Origin of the sequence: Streptomyces pactum (genome assembly GCF_016031615.1) — a bacterium.
Lineage (GTDB): Bacteria > Actinomycetota > Actinomycetes > Streptomycetales > Streptomycetaceae > Streptomyces > Streptomyces pactus.
The window spans coordinates 341,559-361,417 of the sequence record NZ_JACYXC010000001.1; the positions used below are offsets into that span (position 1 = coordinate 341,559).

Sequence of the window (19,859 nt, forward strand, 5' to 3'; positions counted from 1 at the left end):
GCGCCGCCCGGTTGCCACGGCCCGCGGCACCGGTGCCCGTCCCCGCCGGTGACCTGGGCGGGGGTAGTCTCGCCCACGCCCCCACGGCGAGTCCCCGGCAGAAAGGCACCAGCCATGACCACCCCCGCCGAGCGTCTGGTCGATCTGCTCGACCTGGAGCGGATCGAGCAGAACATCTTCCGCGGTCACAGCCCCGACGAGTCGCTGCAGCGGGTGTTCGGCGGGCAGGTGGCGGGACAGGCGCTGGTGGCCGCCGGGCGGACCACCGACGGGCGGCGCCCGGTGCACTCGCTGCACGCCTACTTCCTGCGGCCCGGCGCGCCCGGGGTGCCCATCGTCTACCAGGTGGAGCGGGTGCGGGACGGCCGGTCCTTCACCACCCGGCGGGTGGTGGCGGTCCAGGAGGGCCGCACCATCTTCAACCTGACGGCCTCCTTCCACGAGCCCGAGCCGGGCATCGAGCACCAGGTGCCGATGCCGGACGTCCCGGCGCCGGAGAGCCTGCCGCGGATCGGCGAGGAGCTCCGGGCCCACCTGGGCGAGCTGCCGGAGGCGCTGCGCGTCATGGAGCGGCGGCAGGCGTTCGACATCCGGTACGTGGAGCGGCTGCGGTGGTCGGCGCGGGAGCTGGCCGGGGCCGAGCCGCGCAGCGGGGTGTGGATGCGGGCGCTGGGCCCGCTGGGCGACGATCCGCTGGTGCACACCTGCGCCCTCACCTACGCCAGCGACATGACGCTGCTGGACGCGGTGCGCATCCCGGTCGAGCCGCTGTGGGGCCCGCGGGGCTTCGACATGGCGTCGCTGGACCACGCCATGTGGTTCCACCGGCCGTTCCGCGCCGACGAGTGGTTCCTGTACCAGCAGGAGTCGCCGATCGCCACCGGGGGCCGGGGGCTGGCCCGTGGGCTGATCTTCGACCGGGACGGACGGCTGCTGGTGTCGGTGATGCAGGAGGGGCTGTTCCGCAAGCTCGGCTGAGTCCGGCGCGGGGGCGGCCTCATCCGGCTGGGTGAAGCCCGGGTGCACCCGCGTGGCCGCGGGGAGATGCTGCCGGTGCGACGTGAGCGCGCGGCTCCGCCCTCCCCGGCGGGCCCGCGCCCGGGCCGCGCCCGCCGTCCCGGCCGCCGACGTGAGGAGAACCCATGCTGAACACGGACACCGCCTCGCGGGTGACCGGTCCCCGACGGTTCGCCCGGGGGGCGTTCGCCGATCTGGAACGGCTGGCCCGACGCAAGCGGCAGGCCGGGACCACGGTCACGGTGATCCTGCCGGCCCGGCAGGTGGCCGAGACCATCGGCACGGTGCTCACCGAGCTGTCGGCGCTGCGCCGGCCGGTGGAGGCGGACGCGGTGCCCCTGGTCGATCAGGTCGTGGTGGTGGCCAGTGACGGGGACGACGGCACCGCCGACATCGCCCGCGGCTTCGACGCGGAGGTGTACCTGGAGTCGGACCTGATGCCGGGTTACGGGCCGAACCTCGGCAAGGGCGACGCGCTGTGGCGCGGGCTGTCCGTGGCCGAGGGCGACCTGGTGGCCTTCGCCGACACCGACTCCCGGGACTTCCGGCCCGAACTGGTGGCGGGCATCCTCGGCCCGATGCTCACCGACCCCGGCATCCGGTTCACCAAGGGGGCGTTCCGCCGCCCGTTCGCCCGGCACGACGTGGTGGACGAGGACGCGGGCGGGCGGGTGACCGAGATCGCCGCCAAGCCGCTGCTCAACGTGTTCTTCCCGGAGCTGGCCGGGTTCGCCCAGCCGCTCGCCGGCGAGTTCGCCGGGCACCGGTCGCTGCTGCGCTCGCTGCCGTTCGTCACCGGGTACGGCGTCGACGTGGGGCTGCTCATCGACGCGGCGGCACGAGGCGGCGTCGCGTCCCTGGCCGAGGTGGACCTCGGCGGCCGGATCAACCGGCACCAGTCCCTGACCGCGCTGTCCCGGATGGGGTACGCCGTCGCCCGCACCATCCTGGACCGGGCGGGCACCCGGTCCGGCGCCGCCGGCCGCTTCATCGGCGACGGCAGCGCCTACACCCGTTTCGTGCACGCCGCCGCGACACCGCGGGGCCTGCTCACCACCACGTACCACGAGCCGCTGATCGAGCGGCCGCCGCTGGACACCCTCGGCCCGGAGGGGCCGCAGCCGGTCGTGGCGCGGGTGCGCTGACCGAGGGGTGCCGCCGCCCGGAGCCCGGCCGGCGGCACCCGCGCGGCGGTGGCACCGCCCGGACGGGCGGTGCCGGCCGGGTCACAGGTGGCTGGTCCGGCCGCCCTGCTGCCTGGCCTCCACGCCCAGGTGTTCACCCACCCGGTTCACCATCAGCGCCATCTCGTAGGCGATCTGCCCCACGTCGCTCTCCGGTCCGCTCAGGACGCACAGACAGCTGCCGTCGCCGGCGGCGGTCACGAAGAGCACCCCCTCCTCGTACTCGACCATGGTCTGCCGCACCCCGCCGGTGCCGAAGTGCAGCCCCGACCCCTTGGCGAGGCTGTGCAGGCCGGACGAGACCGCGGCGAGGTGTTCGGCGTCCTGCCGCGCCAGCGAGGCGGACGCGCCGGTCACCAGTCCGTCGTTGGACAGCACCAGCGCGTGCCGTATGTGCTCGATCCGCTCCGTCAGATCGTCCAGCAGCCAGTCGAGCCCCTTGCTGAATGTCATACCGTGATGCCTCCCCGTCCCCTGCCATCTCCCCACAGCTGCCGGGCCAGCCTTGCCCACCGACGCCACCCTGGGCAACCCGACCCGCCCGTCACACCGGTCACGTCGGCGCGTTGGCACCGGGCGGGGACACGACGATGACAATGGCGAAGCAACGGTGGCACCGGCGGGCCGCCGGGGCCGGCCGGTACGCGCGGGCGCCCGGCGAGCGGGCCGGCCCGCACCTACGGTCCGGTTCGCGCTGATCACGGGGCGGGGCGGGCTCCGAAGGCGGGCCGGCCGCGGGAGCCCGGCGGGTGCCGGCGCGGCCCGTCCGGGCGGTGCCCCGGCCGGACGGTGACCGGTCACCCTTTGCGTACGTAACGCCGTGGCGTCGTGTCCCGGACCGGCCACCGGGCGGACCCGGACCGCCCGCACCGCCACCCGGACCACCGGTGGGAACGGTGCGCGGCGTGCCGGGGCCGGCCCCGGCACGCCCGCCGAACCGCAGGTCAGCCCGGGGTCGGCCGGGACGGCCACCGGACCGCGGGGCGACCGGACGGCCACGCCGGTGCCGGACAGCGGCCAACAGGCCGACGGACGCCGGTTATTCGACCGAAACTGATCGCTTCCGGGCCACCCGGGACCGCCGCCGGCCGGGCCGGAGCGCCCCGGTCCGGCACCGCGGGAGCACAGTCCGGGCGGGCGCGGCACGGTCCGGGCGGGCGCGGCGCCGGCACCGGACACCGGAGGACGGTCCGGCCACCGGGGTGCGGTCGGGCTTCGGGGGGCGGTCGGACTCCGGAGCGGTGCGGCCCCGCGGACCGGTGCGCGGTCCCGGCCGCACCGGCTTCAGGGGCGGGCGGCTATCGCGGCGGTGTAGCCGGCGGGGTTGTCGAACATGATGTTGTGTCCGGCCCCCGGCACCGTCACCAGCCGCACCCCGGCGGCTGCCAGCTCGGCCCGGCCGGCCGGTGCCGGGCTGAGCGCGCCGGTCAGCAGGGTCCGGGGGACGCCGAGACCGGTGAGCAGCCGCCGCATCGTCGGCCGGGTGCCGCGCACCAGGCCCACGGCGCTGCGGTGCAGGGCGGTGGGGTCGGCCAGGCGCATCGTCGCCCGCCACACCGGGCCGACGCGTTCCAGGGTCCGCGCCATCCCTCCGCCGTGGACGAACTCCTCCTCGGTGTACCGGGCGATACCGCTGCTGCCGGCGGTGGCCGGCGGGTCCGGGTCCAGGTTGGGCTCCGCCAGGACCAACCGGGAGACCAGCTCCGGGCGGTGGTGGGCGAGGACCACGGCGACCGACCCGCCCATGCTGTGGCCGACCACCTCGGCGCCGCGGATCCCCGCGGCGTCGAGCACCCGGCCGAGCGCGCGGGCGTGGTCCTCCAGGGTGTAGCCGAAGCCCCGGGGGCGGTCGCTGAGGCCGTGGCCGGGCAGGTCGACGAAGAGCGAACGGCGGCCGGCCAGTGCCGGATCGGCCGCGACATGGGCGTGATAGGGGGCGCAGGCGGCGCCCAGGCCGTGCACGTAGACGCGCGCGGGTCCCTCCCCCGCCGCTTCGGTCCAGGCGATGAGGTCGCCGGCCGGGGTGAACGCGGTGTGTCGCACGGCTGCTCCTGTCCGGGTCGTCGGGTCTTCTCCGGACGGACTATACATCGAGGCCGATGTATTGCGGCAGCGAGGTACACCGCCGGTGGGGCAGAATGCGGGCATGCTGGAACTCGCCATCCTGGGTTTTCTCCACGACAGTCCGCTGCACGGCTACGAGCTGCGCAAGCGCATCACCGCGCTGACCGGGCATGTGAAACCGGTGGCGGAGAGCACGCTCTACCCGGCCATCAAGCGCCTGGAGAGGGCCGGGCTGCTGGCCCGGGAGACCCGGCCGGGCAGCGGCGCGGCACCCCGGCACGTCCTCACCCTGACCGAGGACGGCCGCGCCGAGCTGCGGCGCCGGCTCGCCGACCCGGCGCCGACGGACATCACCGACGAGAACCGCTGGTTCACCGTGCTGTCGTTCCTGCGCCACCTGGACGACCCGCACACCCAGGCGGCCGTGCTGGAGCGCCGGCTGGTGTTCCTGCGGCAGCCCACCAGCTTCTTCCACGAGGGCGACCGGCCGCTGCGCGCCGAGGAGGTGGACGACCCGTTCCGGCGCGGGGTCCTCACCATCGCCCGGGCCACCACCCGGGCCGAACTCACCTGGCTGGACGAGACGCTGGCGGCGCTGCGCGGGGACCGGCCGGCCGGCTGACCGGCCCGGCCGCCGGCGCCACCGCCTCGTACGGTCCTGTCATGAGCACCGTGAGAGGCGGCCGGGACAGGCCGCGCCCGCAGCGGCCGTCCGGCCGGCGGCTCCCGCTCCGCCCCGAGGTCCGTAGGGTCTCGACGCGTTGTCGCGGCGGACGCGCGGCCGGCCGCGGGTCACGTCCCGGCGGGTGCCGTCAGCGGGCGATGGCGGTGTACTCGTCCGACGACAGGGCGTGCACCCGCAGCCGCCGGCCGCAGGTGTCGTCGAGGATCTCGCGGACCGGACGCATCCCCAGCTTGCTCATGATCCGCTCGGAGGCGTCGTTGCCCACCTGGGCGACGCTGACGATCCGGTCGAGCCCTCGGCCCTCGAACGCGAACCGCACGGCGGCCACCGCGGCCTCGGTGGCCAGACCCTGCCCCCAGTGCGCACGCCCGAGCCGCCAGCCGACCTCGACCGCCGGCAGTATCTCCGGCAGGTAACCGGGCACCGACAGGCCGGTGAATCCGGCCAGTTCGCCGGTGGACCGGATCTCCACGGCGAACAGCCCGAAGCCCCGGGACTCCCACTCGCTCTCCCACGCCCGGACCGAGGCGCGCGTCTGCTGTTCGTCACGGACGCTGCCGTCCCGGATCCACCGCATGACCTCGGGGTCGGCGTTGACCGCGGCCATCGGTCCGATGTCCGCCTCGCGCCAGCGGCGCAGGATCAGACGGGGAGTTCGCAGCGTGACCATCCCGCCATTGTGGATCACCCACGGGCCCGCCGCCACGGCCTCCTCCCCGCTCGCCGGGCGGCGCGCCGCGCTTCGCCCGCCGGCCCGGGCATCAGGGCCGCAGCAGTCCGCCCACCCACCAGTCGTGCGGCTGGCCGTCGTTGGCGATGCCGCGACGGCGCAGTGTTCCTTCGACGGTGAAGCCGAGTTTCTCGGCGACGGCACGCGAGCCGGTGTTCCCGACCATGGCCCACCACTCGATGCGGTGGACGTCGAGGGTGGCCCAGCCCCAGTCGCACAGCGCCCGGGCGGCCTCCACCGAGTACCCGTGTCCACGCTGTTCCCGGACCGCCCAGTAACCGAGTTCCCAGACGCCCCGGCTGATCAGGGTCAGGCAGTACGAGCCGACCAGGGCGCCGGTGTCCTTGCGGAACGCGCCGAGGGTGTAGTCCTTGTCCTCGGCCCACCGGGCGGGCAGCTTCTCGCCGACGAGCTTCTCCGCGTCCGCACGCCGGTACGGCACCGGCACCGGGGTGTAGAACTGGATGTCCTCGTCCTGGCAGGCCTCGTACACCGCGTCCACGTCGGCAGGCGTGAAGGCCCGCAGCACCAGACGTTCGGTCTCAAGAGTCACCGGATCCATCGCGGCAGTATGACCACCACCGGCGAGCGGCGACCAGCGAATATCCACCGGCACTGCCGGCCACACCGCCCGTGGCCGGTCGGCGGCCGCCGTGGCGCCCCCGGACCGGCCGCCGCCGTGCGGGTGTTCCCGGCGGAAGCGGCGGTGCCCCGGGCACGCCAGGTCCCCCGGCGGCGGGCGGCTCCCGGGCGCCCGGCGGCGGGGACCGGGACCCGCCGTGCCGGGACCGGCGCCCTCGGCCGGCGTCCCGCGGGAGCCGCGGGCACCCGCCCACGAGACGCCACCTGCCCCGTCACCCCTGGCCGAACGGGTTGAACGTCCGGCTCCGCGTCACCGAGGATGGGCCGCATGCGGAACATCGTGGTGATCGACGCCCCCTCCAACCTGGGGCTGCGCCCGCCCGCCCCGGGCACCGTCCCCGGCTGCTACAAGCTCGCCGGAGCCCTGCGGGAACAGCGGATCGTGCGGCGGCTGGGCGCGGCGGAGGGCGGTGTGGTGGTGCCGCCGCGGTACGACCTGGGGGGCTGGCAGGAGGGCGACGGGGTCTTCAACGCCGCCGCGCTGGCCTCCTACACCCGCACGCTCGCCGACCGGATCGAACACCATGTCCGCGGCGGGGACTTCCCCGTCGTTCTCGGTGGTGACTGCTCGATCCAGCTCGGCGCCTCGCTCGCGCTGCGCCGCCTGGGGCGGTACGGGCTCGTCGCGGTCGATGCCTCGCCGGACTTCCGGCACCCCGGCAACTCCTCCCGGATCGGCGCGGCCGGCGGCGAGGAGGTCGCGCTCGCCACCGGGCGGGGGCAGGACGACCTGACGGACCTCGAAGGGCTCAAGCCCTATCTGCGCGACGAGGACGTGCGGTTCTTCGGGGTCCGTGACGCCTTCCGGGACGACGAGGACTGTGTGGAACTCGCCGCCCTGGGGGTCCCCGTGGTGACCGTCGGCGACCTGCGCGAGCGGGGCGCGGACGCGCTCGCCCGGGCCACCGCGCGGTCCTTCCCGAGCCCGGAGGTGTCCGGCTTCTGGGTCCACCTGGACGCCGACGTGCTCGACCCGGATGTCATGCCCGCCGTGGACAGCCCCGACGCCGACGGGCTCCTGCCGGCCGAACTCGTCGCTCTGCTGCGCCCGTTGCTGGCCTCCCCGCTCTGCGTCGGGTTCAACGTCACCATCTACGACCCCGATCTCGACCCGGACGGCACGGCGGGGGCGCTGCTCGCCGACATCGTGGTGGACGCCTTCGCCCGGTCGTGACCGGCGGGTCCGCCGCGCCCGGGGACGGGCGTGCCGCGCGGCGGGTGTCCCTCGCGGGACGGGCGCGTCGCCGCGGCGGGTTCCGCGCGGCCGGCGGGCGGGCCGGCCGGACCTGACCGGGGCGCCGGCGGGCCCCGGCCGCGGGGTGCCGCCGGGGCCACCCCGCCCGGCGCCCGCCGGACCGTCGCCGGCGGCACGGCCGGTGAGCCTCCCGCGGGCACCGGGACGACCCCGGCCTCCCCGTCGCCCTTCACGGACACCCGACGGTGACGCGCCGCCGCCACGGACACCCGCCGGCGACGCGCCGCCGCCACGGACACCCGCCGGTGCCCGCCGGCGTCACGCACCGCCCCACCCGCCCGCGTCGGCGCGGGCACCGCCCCGGCCGGCGTGCGGGGGCGCCCTCCGGCGTGACGGACGGGCCCGGCACCACCGGCGGCAGGTGACGCGGATCACTCCCGCCGGCCGTCCGCACCGGTGTTCCGTCAGGTACCCTCGGGCGCTCCGAGCTTCACTAGTCAAATTTGAGGAATGCGTCATCGCTGTGACCCCGCCCTCCACGGCAACCCCCTCCGAGATCGCCGGCCTCGTCCGCTGCTCCGCGGTGTTCCTGCCCGCCGACCCGCCGCGCACCGGCACCGTCGCCTTCTGGCACCCCGACGGCCCGCCGGCCGCCTCCGCCGGCCGGGCCGGGTCCCTGACCGTCGTCGTCCGTGAAGGCTCCGGCACCGCCGACCGTACGGTGCCGGCCCTGCTGCTGCCGGTGCGGGAGGCACTGCCGGTGCTCACCCGGGCCCGTGCCGCCGCCGCGCACCCGGCCGCGGCCTACTGGGGGTCGGTGGCGGTCCTGGCCCTGCAACTGACCGCGCGCGGACGGCTGCTGCCCGGCCTCACCGCCACCGACCACGACGCCTGGCGGGCGGGCCCGCTCACCCCCGAGGACCGGCGGCGGGTGACCGCCCTCGCCGCCGCCATGCCGCCGGAGGCGCGCGCCGTGCCGCTGCCCGGGACGGATCCCGTACTGCTGCCCGAGGCCGAGCCGCTGGTCCGCGCCTTCCTCGACGCGGTCGCCGACGGGCTGCCCCGCACCCCGGCCGCGGCACTGGCCGCCGGCGGGCCGGCCTTCGCCGCCCCGGAGCCGCGGCGCATGCCCGAACACCGCTCCTGGGCCGCGGAGATCGCCGCCGGCCACGACGCGGGCGTGAAGCTGTCGCTGCGCATCGAGGTCACCGGCCCGGCCGGCCCCGCCGACGACGACACCGCGGCCGCTCCCGGGCTGCGCGCGGTGCTCCAGGTGCACAGCCTCGCCGATCCCTCACTGGTGGCCGACGCCGCCGCGGTGTGGACCGGCGCCGACCCCGTGCTCCGCCTCTCCCCGCGGGCCCGGATGGACGCGCTGCTGACCCTGCGCCGGGCCGCCCGTGCCTGGCCGGCGCTCGAACCGCTGCTGTCCGCCGCCGTGCCCGACGCCGTGGACCTCGCCGACGAGGAGGTCACCGAGCTGCTGGGCCCGGCCACCGCGGCGCTGGAGGCGGCGGGGGTACGGGTGCACTGGCCGCGGGCGCTGGCGCGTCCGCTCACCGCCCGGGCGGTGGTCGGCGCGGACGGCGACGGCCCCGCCGACCGGCCCGGTTCCGGGCCGTCCCTGCTCTCCGCCGACGCCCTGCTCCGCTTCGACTGGCGCTTCGCCCTCGGCGACCAGCGACTGACCGCGGCGGACCTGGACCGGCTGGCGGAGGCCGCCCGCCCCGTCGTCCGGCTACGCGACCAGTGGGTGGTGATCGACCCGGAGGCCGTCCGCCGGGCCCGGGACCGCTCCCGCACCGAGCACCGGATCAGTCCGGTGGAGGCGCTGGGCGTGGCGCTCACCGGACGGGCGGAGACCCCCGACGGCCCGGTGGAGGTGGAGGTGACCGGCCGGCTCGCCGCGCTGCGGGACCGCATCGCCCGGCCGGAGGACACCGACCGGCGGCCGGTGGCGCAGCCCGCCGCGCTCGCCGCCACCCTCCGCGACTACCAGCTGCGCGGTCTGGACTGGCTGGACCGGATGACCTCGCTGGGGCTGGGCGGCTGCCTCGCCGACGACATGGGTCTGGGCAAGACCATCACCCTCATCGCGCTGCACCTGCACCGGCAGACCCTGCCGGAGGCGGCCGGCCCGACCCTGGTGGTCTGCCCGGCCTCGCTGCTGGGCAACTGGCAGCGCGAGATCGAACGGTTCGCCCCGGGCACCCCGGTGCGCCGCTACCACGGGCCGGGCCGGTCCCTGTCCGGCCTGGCCGACGGCGCGTTCGTGCTCACCACGTACGGCACCATGCGGCTGGACGCCGCCCGGCTGGCCGGCGCCGGCCCGTGGGGACTGCTCGTCGCCGACGAGGCGCAGCACGTCAAGAACCCCTTCTCGGCCACCGCCAAGGAGCTGCGCACCATCGGCGCCAAGGCCCGGGTGGCGCTCTCCGGCACCCCGGTGGAGAACAACCTCACCGAGCTGTGGGCGATCCTCGACTGGACCACGCCCGGACTGCTGGGCACGCTGGGGGCGTTCCGCCGCCGCTACGCCCAGCACATCGAGGGCGGGGCCGGCGACCCGGCGGTGGCCCGGCGGCTGACGAGCCTGGTGGCGCCCTTCCTGCTCCGCCGCCGCAAGTCGGACCCGGGGATCGCCCCCGAGCTGCCCCCCAAGACCGAGACCGACCGCGCGGTCGCGCTCACCGCCGAGCAGGCCACGCTCTACGAGGCGGTGGTGCGCGAGTCCCTGGCGGAGATCTCCGGCGCCGACGCGATGGCCCGGCGCGGTCTCATCGTCAAACTCCTGACCTCGCTCAAGCAGATCTGCAACCACCCGGCGCAGTACCTCAAGGAGGACCGGCCGCGGATCACCGGGCGCTCCGGGAAGCTGGAGCTGCTGGACGAACTGCTGGACACCCTCCTCGCCGAGGACGCCGGCACGCTGGTGTTCACCCAGTACGTCCGGATGGCGGAGATCCTGCGGCAGCACCTGGCCGACCGCGGGGTGCCCACGCTGTTCCTGCACGGCGGCACCCCGGTGGCGCGCCGGGACGCGATGGTGCGCTCCTTCCAGGAGGGCGAGGCGCCGGTGTTCCTGCTGTCGCTGAAGGCCGCCGGGACCGGTCTGAACCTCACCCGCGCCGAGCACGTGGTGCACTACGACCGGTGGTGGAACCCGGCCGTGGAGGACCAGGCCACCGACCGCGCGTACCGCATCGGCCAGACCCGGCCGGTGCAGGTCCACCGGCTGATCGCGGAGGGCACCGTGGAGGACCGCATCGCGGCCCTGCTGGAGCGCAAACGCGAGCTGGCGGACGCGGTGCTGGGCGCCGGCGAGGCCGCGCTCACCGAACTGTCCGACGCCGAACTGGCCGAACTCGTGCAACTGACGGGGAGTGTGCGATGAACGGACACCACGACGACGAGCCCGGCGGCGCGTACCCGGGCGAGGACGACGGGGAAGCCGCCGTCACGGTGCACATCGCGCCGCCGCCGGCCGGCGGTAGGTCCTTCGCCACCACGTGGTGGGGGCGGGCCTGGCTGCGGGCGCTGGAGGACACCGCGCTCGACGCCGGGCAGCTGCGGCGCGGGCGCCGGTACGCCCGGGAGGGCGCGGTGGGCGCGATGACGGTGCGCCCGGGCCGCGTCACCGGGGTGGTGCGCGACCCGGACGGCACCTCCTACCGCTCGGACGTGCTCCTCCAGGAGCTGGACGAGGCGGCCTGGGACCGGCTGCTGGAGGTGGTGGCGGACCGCGCCGGGCACATCGCCGCACTGCTCGACCGGGACATGCCGGCCGAACTGGCGGAGGACGCGGCGGCGGCCGGGGTGGACCTGCTGCCCGGCATCGGGGACCTGGAGCCGGAGTGCGGCTGTGACGCCTGGGACCACTGCCCGCACACCGCGGCACTGTGCTACCAGGTGGCGCGGGTGCTGGACCAGGACCCGTTCCTGCTGCTGCTGATACGCGGCCGGGACGAGCGGACCCTGCTGGACGAGCTCCAGGCCCGCAGCGCCGCCCGTACCGCCGGACGCGCCGGCGACGCCGTGCCGGACGCCGCCGGGGCGTCCCCGGAGCGGCGGCCGGTGCCGGGCGTGCCGGTGGCGGAGGTGTTCGCCGCGGCCGGGCCGGCGGCCCCGCTGCCCGAGCCGCCGCCCCCGGTGCCGGCCCCGGGCCGGCCGCCCGCGCTGGACGGTGCCGGTCCCGCGCCCGGGCTGGACCCGGCGGCCCTGGAGTTCCTCGCCGCCGACGCCGCGGCGCGCGCCCACCTGATGCTGCGGGAGGCGCTCGCCCCCGGCCACGCGACCGCCCCGGTGCCGCCGGAGCCGACCCGCTGGCAGGACGCGGTGCGGATGATCGCCCGGGCAGATCCGGATTCCCCGGTCACCGCCGCCGTCGCCGGCCGGCTGACGGCCGGCTGCGGCCGGGGGCGGACCGACCTGGCGCGGGCGGTACGGGCCTGGGAGCACGGCGGCGCGGTCGCGCTGACGGTGCTGGAGGAGGAGTGGACGCCGGACGCCGAGGCGCTCGCCCGGGCCCGGGCCGGGCTGGCCGCCGCCTGGCGGGAGGAGGAGCGGCCGCCCCGGCTGCGCGCCACCGGGAACCGGTGGACGGCGGTGGGCACCGACGCCCAGCTGCGGTACGGGCCGGACGGCCGGTGGTGGCCGTACCGGAAGGAGCGCGGCTCCTGGTGGCCGGCCGGGCCGGCCGACCGGGACCCGGCGGTGGCCCTGGCGGCACTGCTGACCGGCTGACCCGGGGCCCGGCGGTCACCGGCGTGGCCGGCCCCAGGGCCGGGCCAGGGGGCCCGCCAGCCGGGGGAGGCGGGCCGGGGGCGGGCCGGTGCGCCGGCCTCCGGGCCGGGCCGGGGCCCGGACGATCCGGGCTCGCCCCGCGGGGCGGCGGGGCGAGATGGGCGTACGCCGGGCTGCTGGGCCGGTACCTCGCCACCCGGTGACTCGCGCGCCGGGGCCGCCGCGCCCCCGCCGACAGCGGGCCCGGCCGGCCGGAGGCCCGGGCGATACGACCGGTGCGGGTGACCCGGACGGCGACGCCCGGCCCCGGCACAGGGCCCCGCCCGGTCATGGCAGGGGGCCGACCCCGGTCCCGGTAAGACCCCGCCCGGGCCGGGGGGCCGCCCGGGCCGGGGGCGCCCGGATCCGGCCGCGCTCCCGCCACCCCTCGGCCCGTTCCCGCCCCCCTCCGCGGACAACCCCGGCGGGGCCCGCCACACCCCGCGCCGGCAGCGGGCCCGGGGGGCCGGAGGCCCAGGCGGGACGGCCGGTGCGGGTGCCCCGGACAGCGACGCCCGCCCCGGCCCCGGACCCGCCCGGCCCCCGCAAGGGGCCGCCCGGTCAGGGGGCGGCGCGGATCAGGCCGACTCCCACCGCACCCCTCGGCCCCGCCCTCTCCGACCCTCGGCGGAGAAACCCGGCGGCCCGTCCCCGCCCCTCCGCGGACAACCCCCGGCGGGGCCCATCCCGCCCCACGCCGACAGCGGGCCCGGCCCGCGCATCAGGGCCGCACCGTGGCCGGGCCCCACACCCACGTCCCGCGCCAGCCGGTGGATACGGACGGGTACGGCCGCTCTCGTTCCGGCCCGTGCCACGCCCCGGCGCCGGCCGCCGCCGGAACCTCGCGCCGGGGTCGGGTCCTGCCGGGCGGCCCGCCCGGTACGAGCCGGCAGCCGGCGGAAGACCGCGGCCCCGGACCACTCCCGGGGCCCCGCACGGCCCCCGGACATCCCGGCTCCCCCGGACTCCTCGGACGTCACGCCCCGGCAGGCCGGGCGGCCGAACGCGCGGTCCGCGCTGTCCGCGCGGCACCGGTCGTGCGGTCGGCGGGCGTGGAGTTGAGCCGGGCGGCGGACACCCGCATGCTGGACGGGCGGCCCCACAGTCCACGGGCGGCCCCGAGGCCGTCCGACGGCGGCCCGCGGCGGACCCCGGCCCGCCCGCACGGTCGCCGGAACCACACCCGCGCCCACCGGCACGCCACCTGCCTCCCCCGTCCGGCCCCGCACCCGGCCGGGAAGCCGCGCCCGCCCGGCGGCGAGGCCGCGCCCCGGCGGGTGCGGGGCCCCCGCGGCCGGTCACCTCGCCGGCCCGCCCGCCCCCGACCGCTTCCTCCCCAGGAGAGTGCGATGGCCGCAGCCCCGCTGCCCGCGCCGGACGGTCCGCTGGTGGTCGGCGTGCACAGCGCCACCCGGGCCACCACCGTGCTGCTGGTCGACGCCCCGACCGGCCGGGTGGTGGCCCGGGGCCGGTCCGGGCACGCCCTGCGGGAGCGGGACGGCGGCACGGAGTGCGACCCGGAGGAGTGGTGGCGGGCGCTGACCGACGCGCTCCGCCACTGTGAGCCCTGGGTCCGGCAGGCCGCCGCGGTGTCCGTCGCCGGCCCGCGGCACACGGTGGCCGTGCTGGACGCGGACGGCCGGCCGGTCCGCCCCGCACTGCTCGGTGACCGCGCGCGGGCGGCGGCGCGGCGCGACCGGCTGATCGAGGAGCTGGGCGGACCGCGGGCGTGGGCCGAGCGGACCGGCAGCGTCCCCTCCCCCGCCTTCCCGGTGGCCACCTGGGCGTGGCTGGCCGAGCGGGCGCCGTCCGCGGTCCGCGCCGCGGCGGCCGTCCGGCTGCCGCACGACCACCTCACCGAGCGGCTGACCGGCCGGGGCGTGACCGAACGCGGCACGGCGTCCGCCACCGGCTGGTGGAACGCCGGAACCGGGGCGTACGACGAGGAGGTGCTGCGCCGGGTGGGACTGCCCGCCGGCCTGCTGCCGCCACTGGTCCGGCGCGGTGAGGCGGTGGGCACGGTGCGGACCCTGCCCGGGCAGCCGCTGCCGGAGGGCGCCCTGGTCGCCGCCGGCACCGGTGACGCCATGGCGGCGGCCCTCGGGTTCGGGCTGCGCCCCGGGGAGCCGGTGGTCCACCTGGGCGGCTCGGGGACGGTGTTCGCCGTCTCCACCCGGCGCCCGGCCGATGCCACCGGAGCCGTCGCCGGCCTGGCGGACGCCCGGGACGCCTGGCTGCCGCTGGCCCGCACCCTCAACTGCGGGCGCGCGGTGGAACGGGTGGCGGCGCTGCTGGGCCGGGACCGGGAGGCGGTGGAACCGGCCGGCCCGGTGGTGGTGCTGCCCTACCTGGAGGGCGAGAGCATCCCGGACCTGCCGTTCGCGTCGGGGCTGCTGTGCGGGCTGCGGCACTCCACCGGGGCCGGCCAGCTCCTCCAGGCGGCGTACGAGGGGGCGGTGTTCTCCCTGCTGACCGCGGTGAGCCCGGTGTGCGGCGGGCCGGTCGCGCCGGACGTCCCGCTGCTGCTGGCGGGCGCCGGGGCGCGGAGTGCCGCGTGGCGGGAGACGGTACGCCGGCTCTCCGGCCGGGCGGTGCGGGTGCCCCGGGCCCGGGAGCCGGTCGCGCTGGGCGCCGCCGCCCGGGCCGCGGGGCTGCTGCTGGGTGAGGACCCCGCGGCGGTGGCCCGGCGCTGGGGCGGTGCGGACGGGCCGTGGTACGACCCGGTGCCGCGCGACGAGGAGGCGCTGGAGCGGATCGCGGCGGTGCTCGGCGGCGCCGGCGCGCTGCTGCGGCCCGGTGGGGCGGCCCGCCGGACCGGCTCAGAGCGCGCGGTGCATGACGTGCAGTCCGACGTACCCGTGCCGGGGGTGCGCGAAGGCCCCGGGCACGGTCCCGACCACCTCGAAGCCGAGTGACCGGTACAGGGCCACCGCGGCGGTGTTGGTCTCGACGACCGCGTTGAACTGCATGCCCCGGTACCCCTCGGACCGGGCCCACTCCAGCGCGTACGCGCACAGCGCGCGTCCCACGCCCCGCCCCTGGTGGGCGGGGTCCACCATGAAGCTGGCGCTGGAGACGTGGGCGCCGGGGCCCATCTGGTTGGGGTTCATCTTGGCGGAGCCGAGGACCGTGCCGGACGCGTCGGTGGCGACCACGGTGCGTCCCGGCGCGTCAAGCATCCAGATGTCCCGGGCGAGGTCCTCGGTGATGTCGGGCGGATAGGTGAACGTCTCCGCGTCGGCCACGATGCGGCGCAGGAAGCGCCAGACGGCGGGCCAGTCGTCGCTCGTGGCTGGTGATATTCGCATGATCATCAGCATGGCTTCCGGCCCGGCGGTGTGCCACTGCTTATCCTGCGCCGCGTGACCGGTCAGCGCACCCGGCGGAGGAAGTCCTCCAGCCCCGCGAGATCGTCGGTGTTGATGTGATCGACCCCGGCGGTCAGCAGTTCGTTCCAGACGGCGGTGCGCGCCGGGCCGGGCAGGTCCGGGGTGGCCCAGAAGCGGACCCGCTGTCCGTGGCCGTGCGCGGTGGCCACGGTACGGCGCAGCCGCTCCCGCTCCGCGGCGGGCATCGGACCGACGCCCTGCCAGGTGAAGCTGTGGTTCCAGTTGCCGCTGATGAGCGGCATGAAGGAGGCCGGGACGCCGCTGCCGAGGTCCTCCGGCCGTCCGTCGTAGAAGGCCCGCCGCACCCGCTCGGCGTCCATCGGCACCCGCGCGGCACGGTCCCCGGAGATCACCGCCGTCACCGGCCCGCGGCGCACCGCAGGGCCATGGGCGGTGCTGAACAGCGGGGCGTACCGGCGCAGGGTGCGGGCGAGGGCACGGTAGGTGGGGTCACCGGCGGTCTTGATGTCGATGAGCAGTTGCAGCGAGAGGTCGTGCCCCCGGTACACGCTGCCGTGGTTGGCCCGCACCAGGCGCGCCAGCGGGTCGAGGTAGAGCGACCGCAGGGTGCGCGCGGGGTCCAGGTCCACCGCGTCGTGGGCCACCAGCAGTTCGCCGTCCACCAGCCAGATGTCGGCCTCGACACTGGTGAAGCCGTGGGCGAGGGCGTCCAGCAGCGGCCGTGGGTGCTCGTAGTCGTTGTGCGCGTGGGCCTGCCGCAGCGGGGTCACCGCCCGGGTCCGGCCGGTGCCGCCGGCGAAGGCGGGCGTGGCGGCCCCTCCGGCCAGGGCGGCTCCGAGGGTGAGGACGAGGGCGCGGCGTGTCTGGCTGACCATGGGGGCCTCCGGGCTGTCGCCCCGGCGGGCGGCCGGGGGTGGGTGCGGTCGTGCGCGGTGGACGCCAGTGAGTATCGGGTCCCGAGGGCCTGGCGGGGAGGGAGGTACGCGGAGTTCCACCGGCCGACTTCGGCCATTTCCCCCGAGTTCCCGGCGGCCGGGCAGGCACTGCTGGTGCCATGGGGAGGTTGCCGGTTTCCGTACCGTCCGGGGGGAACATGAGCGAGCGTCAGGGCAGGGTGGCGGGGCGTACGGCTGCGGGCCGCGGGCCGTGCCGCCGCCGGGGAGGCGGCCACCGGGCGGCGGAACGGGCGCCGGCCGCCGCCGGTGCGCGGCGGCGGGCCCGCGCCGCCGGACGGGGGCCGTGCCGTGCGGAGGGCCGGGGTGGCGCGCCGGACGGTTGCGCGCGGCGGCGGTCCTGGGCGTCTGGGCGGCGCTGCTGGGCTCCGGTCCGGTGGCGGCGGCCGGGACCGAGCGGACCCCGGCCGGCCCGCGGTTCACCTCCCGGGCCACGCTCGCCCCGGGCGTGGAGTACCGGCAGTTCGTGGTGCCGGCCTCGCACGGCACCGCCCGCGGGCATCTGATCAGTGTCGATCTGCGGCGGCCGGGGGTGTCGCTGGACCTGGTCCACCCGGGTGCGGTGGCCGCCCGTGCGCCGCTGTCCCGGCTGGCCGACGCGCGGGGTGCGGTGGCCGCGGTCAACGGGGACTTCTTCAACATCACCGAGACCCAGCACCCGGGGGTGGAGGCGACCGGGGCCCCGGTGGGGGCCGGCGGTGGCCGGCGGCCGGCGGCTGAAGGCGGCGGTGCCGGCCGGTCAGCGCTTCGGTCCGGCGCTGCCGCCGGGCACCCGGACCGAGGACGTCATCGGGGTGGGCACCGACCGGCGCGGCCGTCTGGACCGGCTGACGCTGCGCGGCGAGGTGTCCGGGCCCCGGATCGACGTGCCGCTGCGCGGACTGAACCAGTACGCGCTTCCCGAGGGCGGGGTCGGGGCGTTCACCCCGGCCTGGGGCACGGCCTCCCGGGTGCGGGCGACCTGCGGCACCGACACCGACCGCGGCGCGCCGTGCAGTTCCGAGACCTACGAGGTGACGGTGGTCAGGGACCGGGTCACCGCGGTGTCCGGCCGGCCCGGGTCGGGGGCGGTCGCGTCCGGTTCGGTGGTGCTGGTGGGCCGGGAGGCGGGGGGCGCGGCAGTTGCGCCGGCTGCGCGTCGGGGACCGGGTCCGGGTGGGCCACCGCCTCACCGGCGGCTCGAAGACGCCGATGCGGTTCGCGGTCGGCGGCTTCCCGGTGCTGCGTGGCGCCCGTGTGCTGCCCGGCCTGGACACGGGCACTCTCCGCGGTGCGCAGCGCCGCCGGGGTCGGGGAGGGCGGGCGCCGGTTCCATCTGCTGGCGCTGGACGGCGCGCCGGAGCACCGCTCGGGGCTGACGGTGCGCGAACTGGCCGATGTGCTGCTCGCGGTCGGTGCCGAGGACGCGGTGAACCTGGACGGCGGGGGCTCGTCCACGCTCGTCGCCCGGGACCCGGGGCAGCGGCGGGTCACGGTACGGAACCATCCGTCGGCCGGCGCGGAGCGACAGGTGCCGAACGGAATCGGCGTGTTCGGTCGAACATAATACGTGTGATCACACCACCCATTCGAGTGACTGTATCCGTCAACTCCCGCTGCTAGCTTCGGGGTTGCTCAAGCGCGATGCGCGGCTCCGCACAGGGTGGGTGGACATTCCTCATGACGACTCCGGTGGATTCCCTTTCCGGCTCCGAGAATCCGCAAGCGCGGCAGAGTCTCGGCACGGCCGCCGCGCGGAATCTGGCGACCACGACCAAATCCGTTCCACAGATGCAGGGCATCACCTCGCGGTGGCTGCTGAAGCTCCTGCCGTGGGTCGAGGTGCCCGGCGGCACGTACCGGGTGAACCGTCGGCTCACCCATACGCTCGGTGACGGCCGGGTGGAGTTCGTCAGCACCGGCGCCGAGGTGCGGGTGATCCCGGTGGAGCTGCGGGAGCTGCCGCTGCTGCGGGAGTTCGAGGACGCGGAGGTGCTGGCGGCGCTGGCGGACCGGTTCCGGCAGCGCGAGCTGGCGCCGGGCGACCTGATCGTCGAGGCGGGCCGCCCGGCCGACGAGGTGGTGCTGATCGCGCACGGCAAGGTGGAGAAGCTGGGGGCGGGCGCCTACGACCGGCCCACCGTGCTCGGCAGCCTGACCGGCGGCGACCACCTGGGTGACCGGGAGCTGGCCGCGCCGGACCCCGGGGCCTGGCAGTTCACGGCCCGGGCGGTGACCTCGACCACCGTGCTGACGCTGCCCCGGGCCGAGTTCGAGGCGGTGCTGGCGGGGGCGCCGGGGCTGCGGGAGCACGTGGCGGCGTTCCGCTCCGCGCCCCGCCCCGCGCAGAACGAGCACGGCGAGGCGGCGATCGAGGTCGCGTCCGGGCACGTCGGCGAACCGGCCCTGCCGGGGGTCTTCGCGGACTACGAGACCGCGCCGCGGGAGTACGAGCTGAGCGTGGCGCAGACGGTGCTGCGGGTCCACACCCGGGTCGCCGACCTCTACAACGAGCCGATGAACCAGGTCGAACAGCAGCTGCGGCTCACCGTGGAGGCACTGCGCGAACGCCAGGAACACGAGCTGGTCAACAACCGCGAGTTCGGCCTCCTCCACAACGCCGACCTCAAACAGCGCATCCCCACCCGCAGCGGCCCGCCCACCCCCGACGACCTCGACGAACTGCTCTCCACCGTGTGGAAGGACCCGGGGCTGATCCTGGCCCATCCGCGGGCGATCGCGGCGATCGGCCGGCAGCTCAACAGCCGCGGCCTCGTTCCGCAGAGCGCCGACGTGGCCGGGCACGCGGTGCCCGCCTGGCGCGGCGTGCCGATCTTCCCGTGCGACAAGATCCCGGTGACCGGCCGTGGCACCACCTCGCTGCTGGCGCTGCGCACCGGCGAGGAGAACCAGGGCGTCATCGGACTGCACCGCACCGGTCTGCCCGACGAGTACCGGCCGGGGGTGTCGGTGCGTTTCATGGGCATCAACGAGAAAGCCGTCATCTCCTACCTGGTGAGCACCTATTATTCGGCGGCCGTCCTGGTGCCCGACGCGCTCGGCGTGCTGGAGGACGTCGAAATCGGCCACTGATCACCGGGCGGTCGTCCGCGACCGACCGTGATATCTCCCGGCCCGCCGGCCGGCTTTCCGGCCGGTGCCTTTCCCGGTCTTTCCCCCAGCGCCTTCCGGCGCTCCCCCCGATTTTTTCCGGCGCTTTCCCGGTCGTCCTCCGTCGCCCTTGGTCGTGCTCCGTCGTCCTACCGTCGGCCGTCCCG

14 protein-coding genes and 1 pseudogene are annotated in these 19,859 nt (G+C 77.0%); 9 read left to right on the plus strand and 6 right to left on the minus strand.

Annotated elements, in window-relative coordinates; all coding sequences use genetic code 11:
* Window positions 1–114 precede the first annotated feature (114 nt).
* Together IHE55_RS01365 and IHE55_RS01370 are read left to right on the plus strand one after the other, a co-directional pair.
* Complete coding sequence (locus IHE55_RS01365; RefSeq protein WP_197987331.1) at window positions 115–978, plus strand: acyl-CoA thioesterase; 864 nt, start codon at window positions 115–117, stop codon at window positions 976–978.
* Window positions 979–1,142: 164 nt separating this feature from the next.
* Window positions 1,143–2,162 carry a glucosyl-3-phosphoglycerate synthase gene (locus IHE55_RS01370; protein ID WP_197987332.1) on the plus strand — a complete coding sequence of 340 codons (1,020 nt, stop codon included), beginning with the start codon at window positions 1,143–1,145 and terminating at the stop codon, window positions 2,160–2,162.
* An 81-nt stretch (window positions 2,163–2,243) separates the two neighbouring features.
* Here IHE55_RS01370 and IHE55_RS01375 read toward each other — a convergent pair whose 3' ends face one another.
* Window positions 2,244–2,654, minus strand: coding sequence for a roadblock/LC7 domain-containing protein (locus IHE55_RS01375; RefSeq protein WP_197987333.1), 411 nt, complete (start codon window positions 2,652–2,654; stop codon window positions 2,244–2,246).
* A gap of 831 nt (window positions 2,655–3,485) precedes the next feature.
* Entirely contained in the window at window positions 3,486–4,244 is a 759-nt protein-coding gene (locus IHE55_RS01380) for an alpha/beta fold hydrolase (protein WP_307826452.1), read from the minus strand.
* A 103-nt stretch (window positions 4,245–4,347) separates the two neighbouring features.
* Between IHE55_RS01380 and IHE55_RS01385 the strand changes: the two genes are divergently transcribed.
* Window positions 4,348–4,887: a PadR family transcriptional regulator gene (locus tag IHE55_RS01385; RefSeq protein WP_197987335.1), complete on the plus strand. Its 540-nt coding sequence runs from the start codon at window positions 4,348–4,350 to the stop codon at window positions 4,885–4,887.
* Window positions 4,888–5,077: 190 nt separating this feature from the next.
* Here the strand turns inward: IHE55_RS01385 and IHE55_RS01390 are convergent, their stop codons facing one another.
* Both IHE55_RS01390 and IHE55_RS01395 read right to left on the minus strand, forming a co-directional pair.
* On the minus strand, window positions 5,078–5,620 hold the full coding sequence (locus tag IHE55_RS01390) for a GNAT family N-acetyltransferase (RefSeq protein WP_197987336.1): 543 nt from the start codon (window positions 5,618–5,620) through the stop codon (window positions 5,078–5,080).
* Between the two features lie 91 nt (window positions 5,621–5,711).
* On the minus strand, window positions 5,712–6,242 hold the full coding sequence (locus IHE55_RS01395) for a GNAT family N-acetyltransferase (RefSeq protein ID WP_197987337.1): 531 nt from the start codon (window positions 6,240–6,242) through the stop codon (window positions 5,712–5,714).
* 348 nt (window positions 6,243–6,590) lie between these two features.
* Between IHE55_RS01395 and IHE55_RS01400 the strand changes: the two genes are divergently transcribed.
* The 4 genes from IHE55_RS01400 (at window position 6,591) to IHE55_RS01415 (ending at window position 15,214) form a co-directional block, all read left to right on the plus strand.
* Entirely contained in the window at window positions 6,591–7,496 is a 906-nt protein-coding gene (locus tag IHE55_RS01400; protein ID WP_197987338.1) for an arginase family protein, read from the plus strand.
* A gap of 544 nt (window positions 7,497–8,040) precedes the next feature.
* Window positions 8,041–10,911 (plus strand): SCO1167/SCO6262 family helicase, encoded by a 2,871-nt coding sequence (locus IHE55_RS01405; RefSeq protein WP_197987339.1) that lies wholly within the window; start codon window positions 8,041–8,043, stop codon window positions 10,909–10,911.
* Window positions 10,908–12,260 carry an SWIM zinc finger family protein gene (locus IHE55_RS01410; protein ID WP_232265406.1) on the plus strand — a complete coding sequence of 451 codons (1,353 nt, stop codon included), beginning with the start codon at window positions 10,908–10,910 and terminating at the stop codon, window positions 12,258–12,260. The genes IHE55_RS01405 and IHE55_RS01410 overlap by 4 nt, the downstream gene beginning before the upstream one ends.
* 1,388 nt (window positions 12,261–13,648) lie before the next feature.
* Complete coding sequence (locus tag IHE55_RS01415) at window positions 13,649–15,214, plus strand: FGGY family carbohydrate kinase (protein WP_232265407.1); 1,566 nt, start codon at window positions 13,649–13,651, stop codon at window positions 15,212–15,214.
* Here the strand turns inward: IHE55_RS01415 and IHE55_RS01420 are convergent.
* Window positions 15,119–15,607, minus strand: a complete 489-nt coding sequence (locus IHE55_RS01420) for a GNAT family N-acetyltransferase (RefSeq protein ID WP_197987340.1) — start codon at window positions 15,605–15,607, stop codon at window positions 15,119–15,121. The genes IHE55_RS01415 and IHE55_RS01420 overlap by 96 nt on opposite strands.
* Before the next feature lie 62 nt (window positions 15,608–15,669).
* Window positions 15,670–16,524: a phosphatidylinositol-specific phospholipase C/glycerophosphodiester phosphodiesterase family protein gene (locus IHE55_RS01425; RefSeq protein WP_197987341.1), complete on the minus strand. Its 855-nt coding sequence runs from the start codon at window positions 16,522–16,524 to the stop codon at window positions 15,670–15,672.
* 400 nt (window positions 16,525–16,924) lie between these two features.
* Between IHE55_RS01425 and IHE55_RS01430 the strand changes: the two are divergent.
* Both IHE55_RS01430 and IHE55_RS01435 read left to right on the plus strand, forming a co-directional pair.
* Window positions 16,925–18,148 (plus strand): annotated as a pseudogene (locus IHE55_RS01430) (phosphodiester glycosidase family protein).
* Window positions 18,149–18,261: 113 nt separating this feature from the next.
* Window positions 18,262–19,674 (plus strand): family 2B encapsulin nanocompartment shell protein, encoded by a 1,413-nt coding sequence (locus tag IHE55_RS01435; RefSeq protein ID WP_197987342.1) that lies wholly within the window; start codon window positions 18,262–18,264, stop codon window positions 19,672–19,674.
* Window positions 19,675–19,859: the final 185 nt, after the last annotated feature.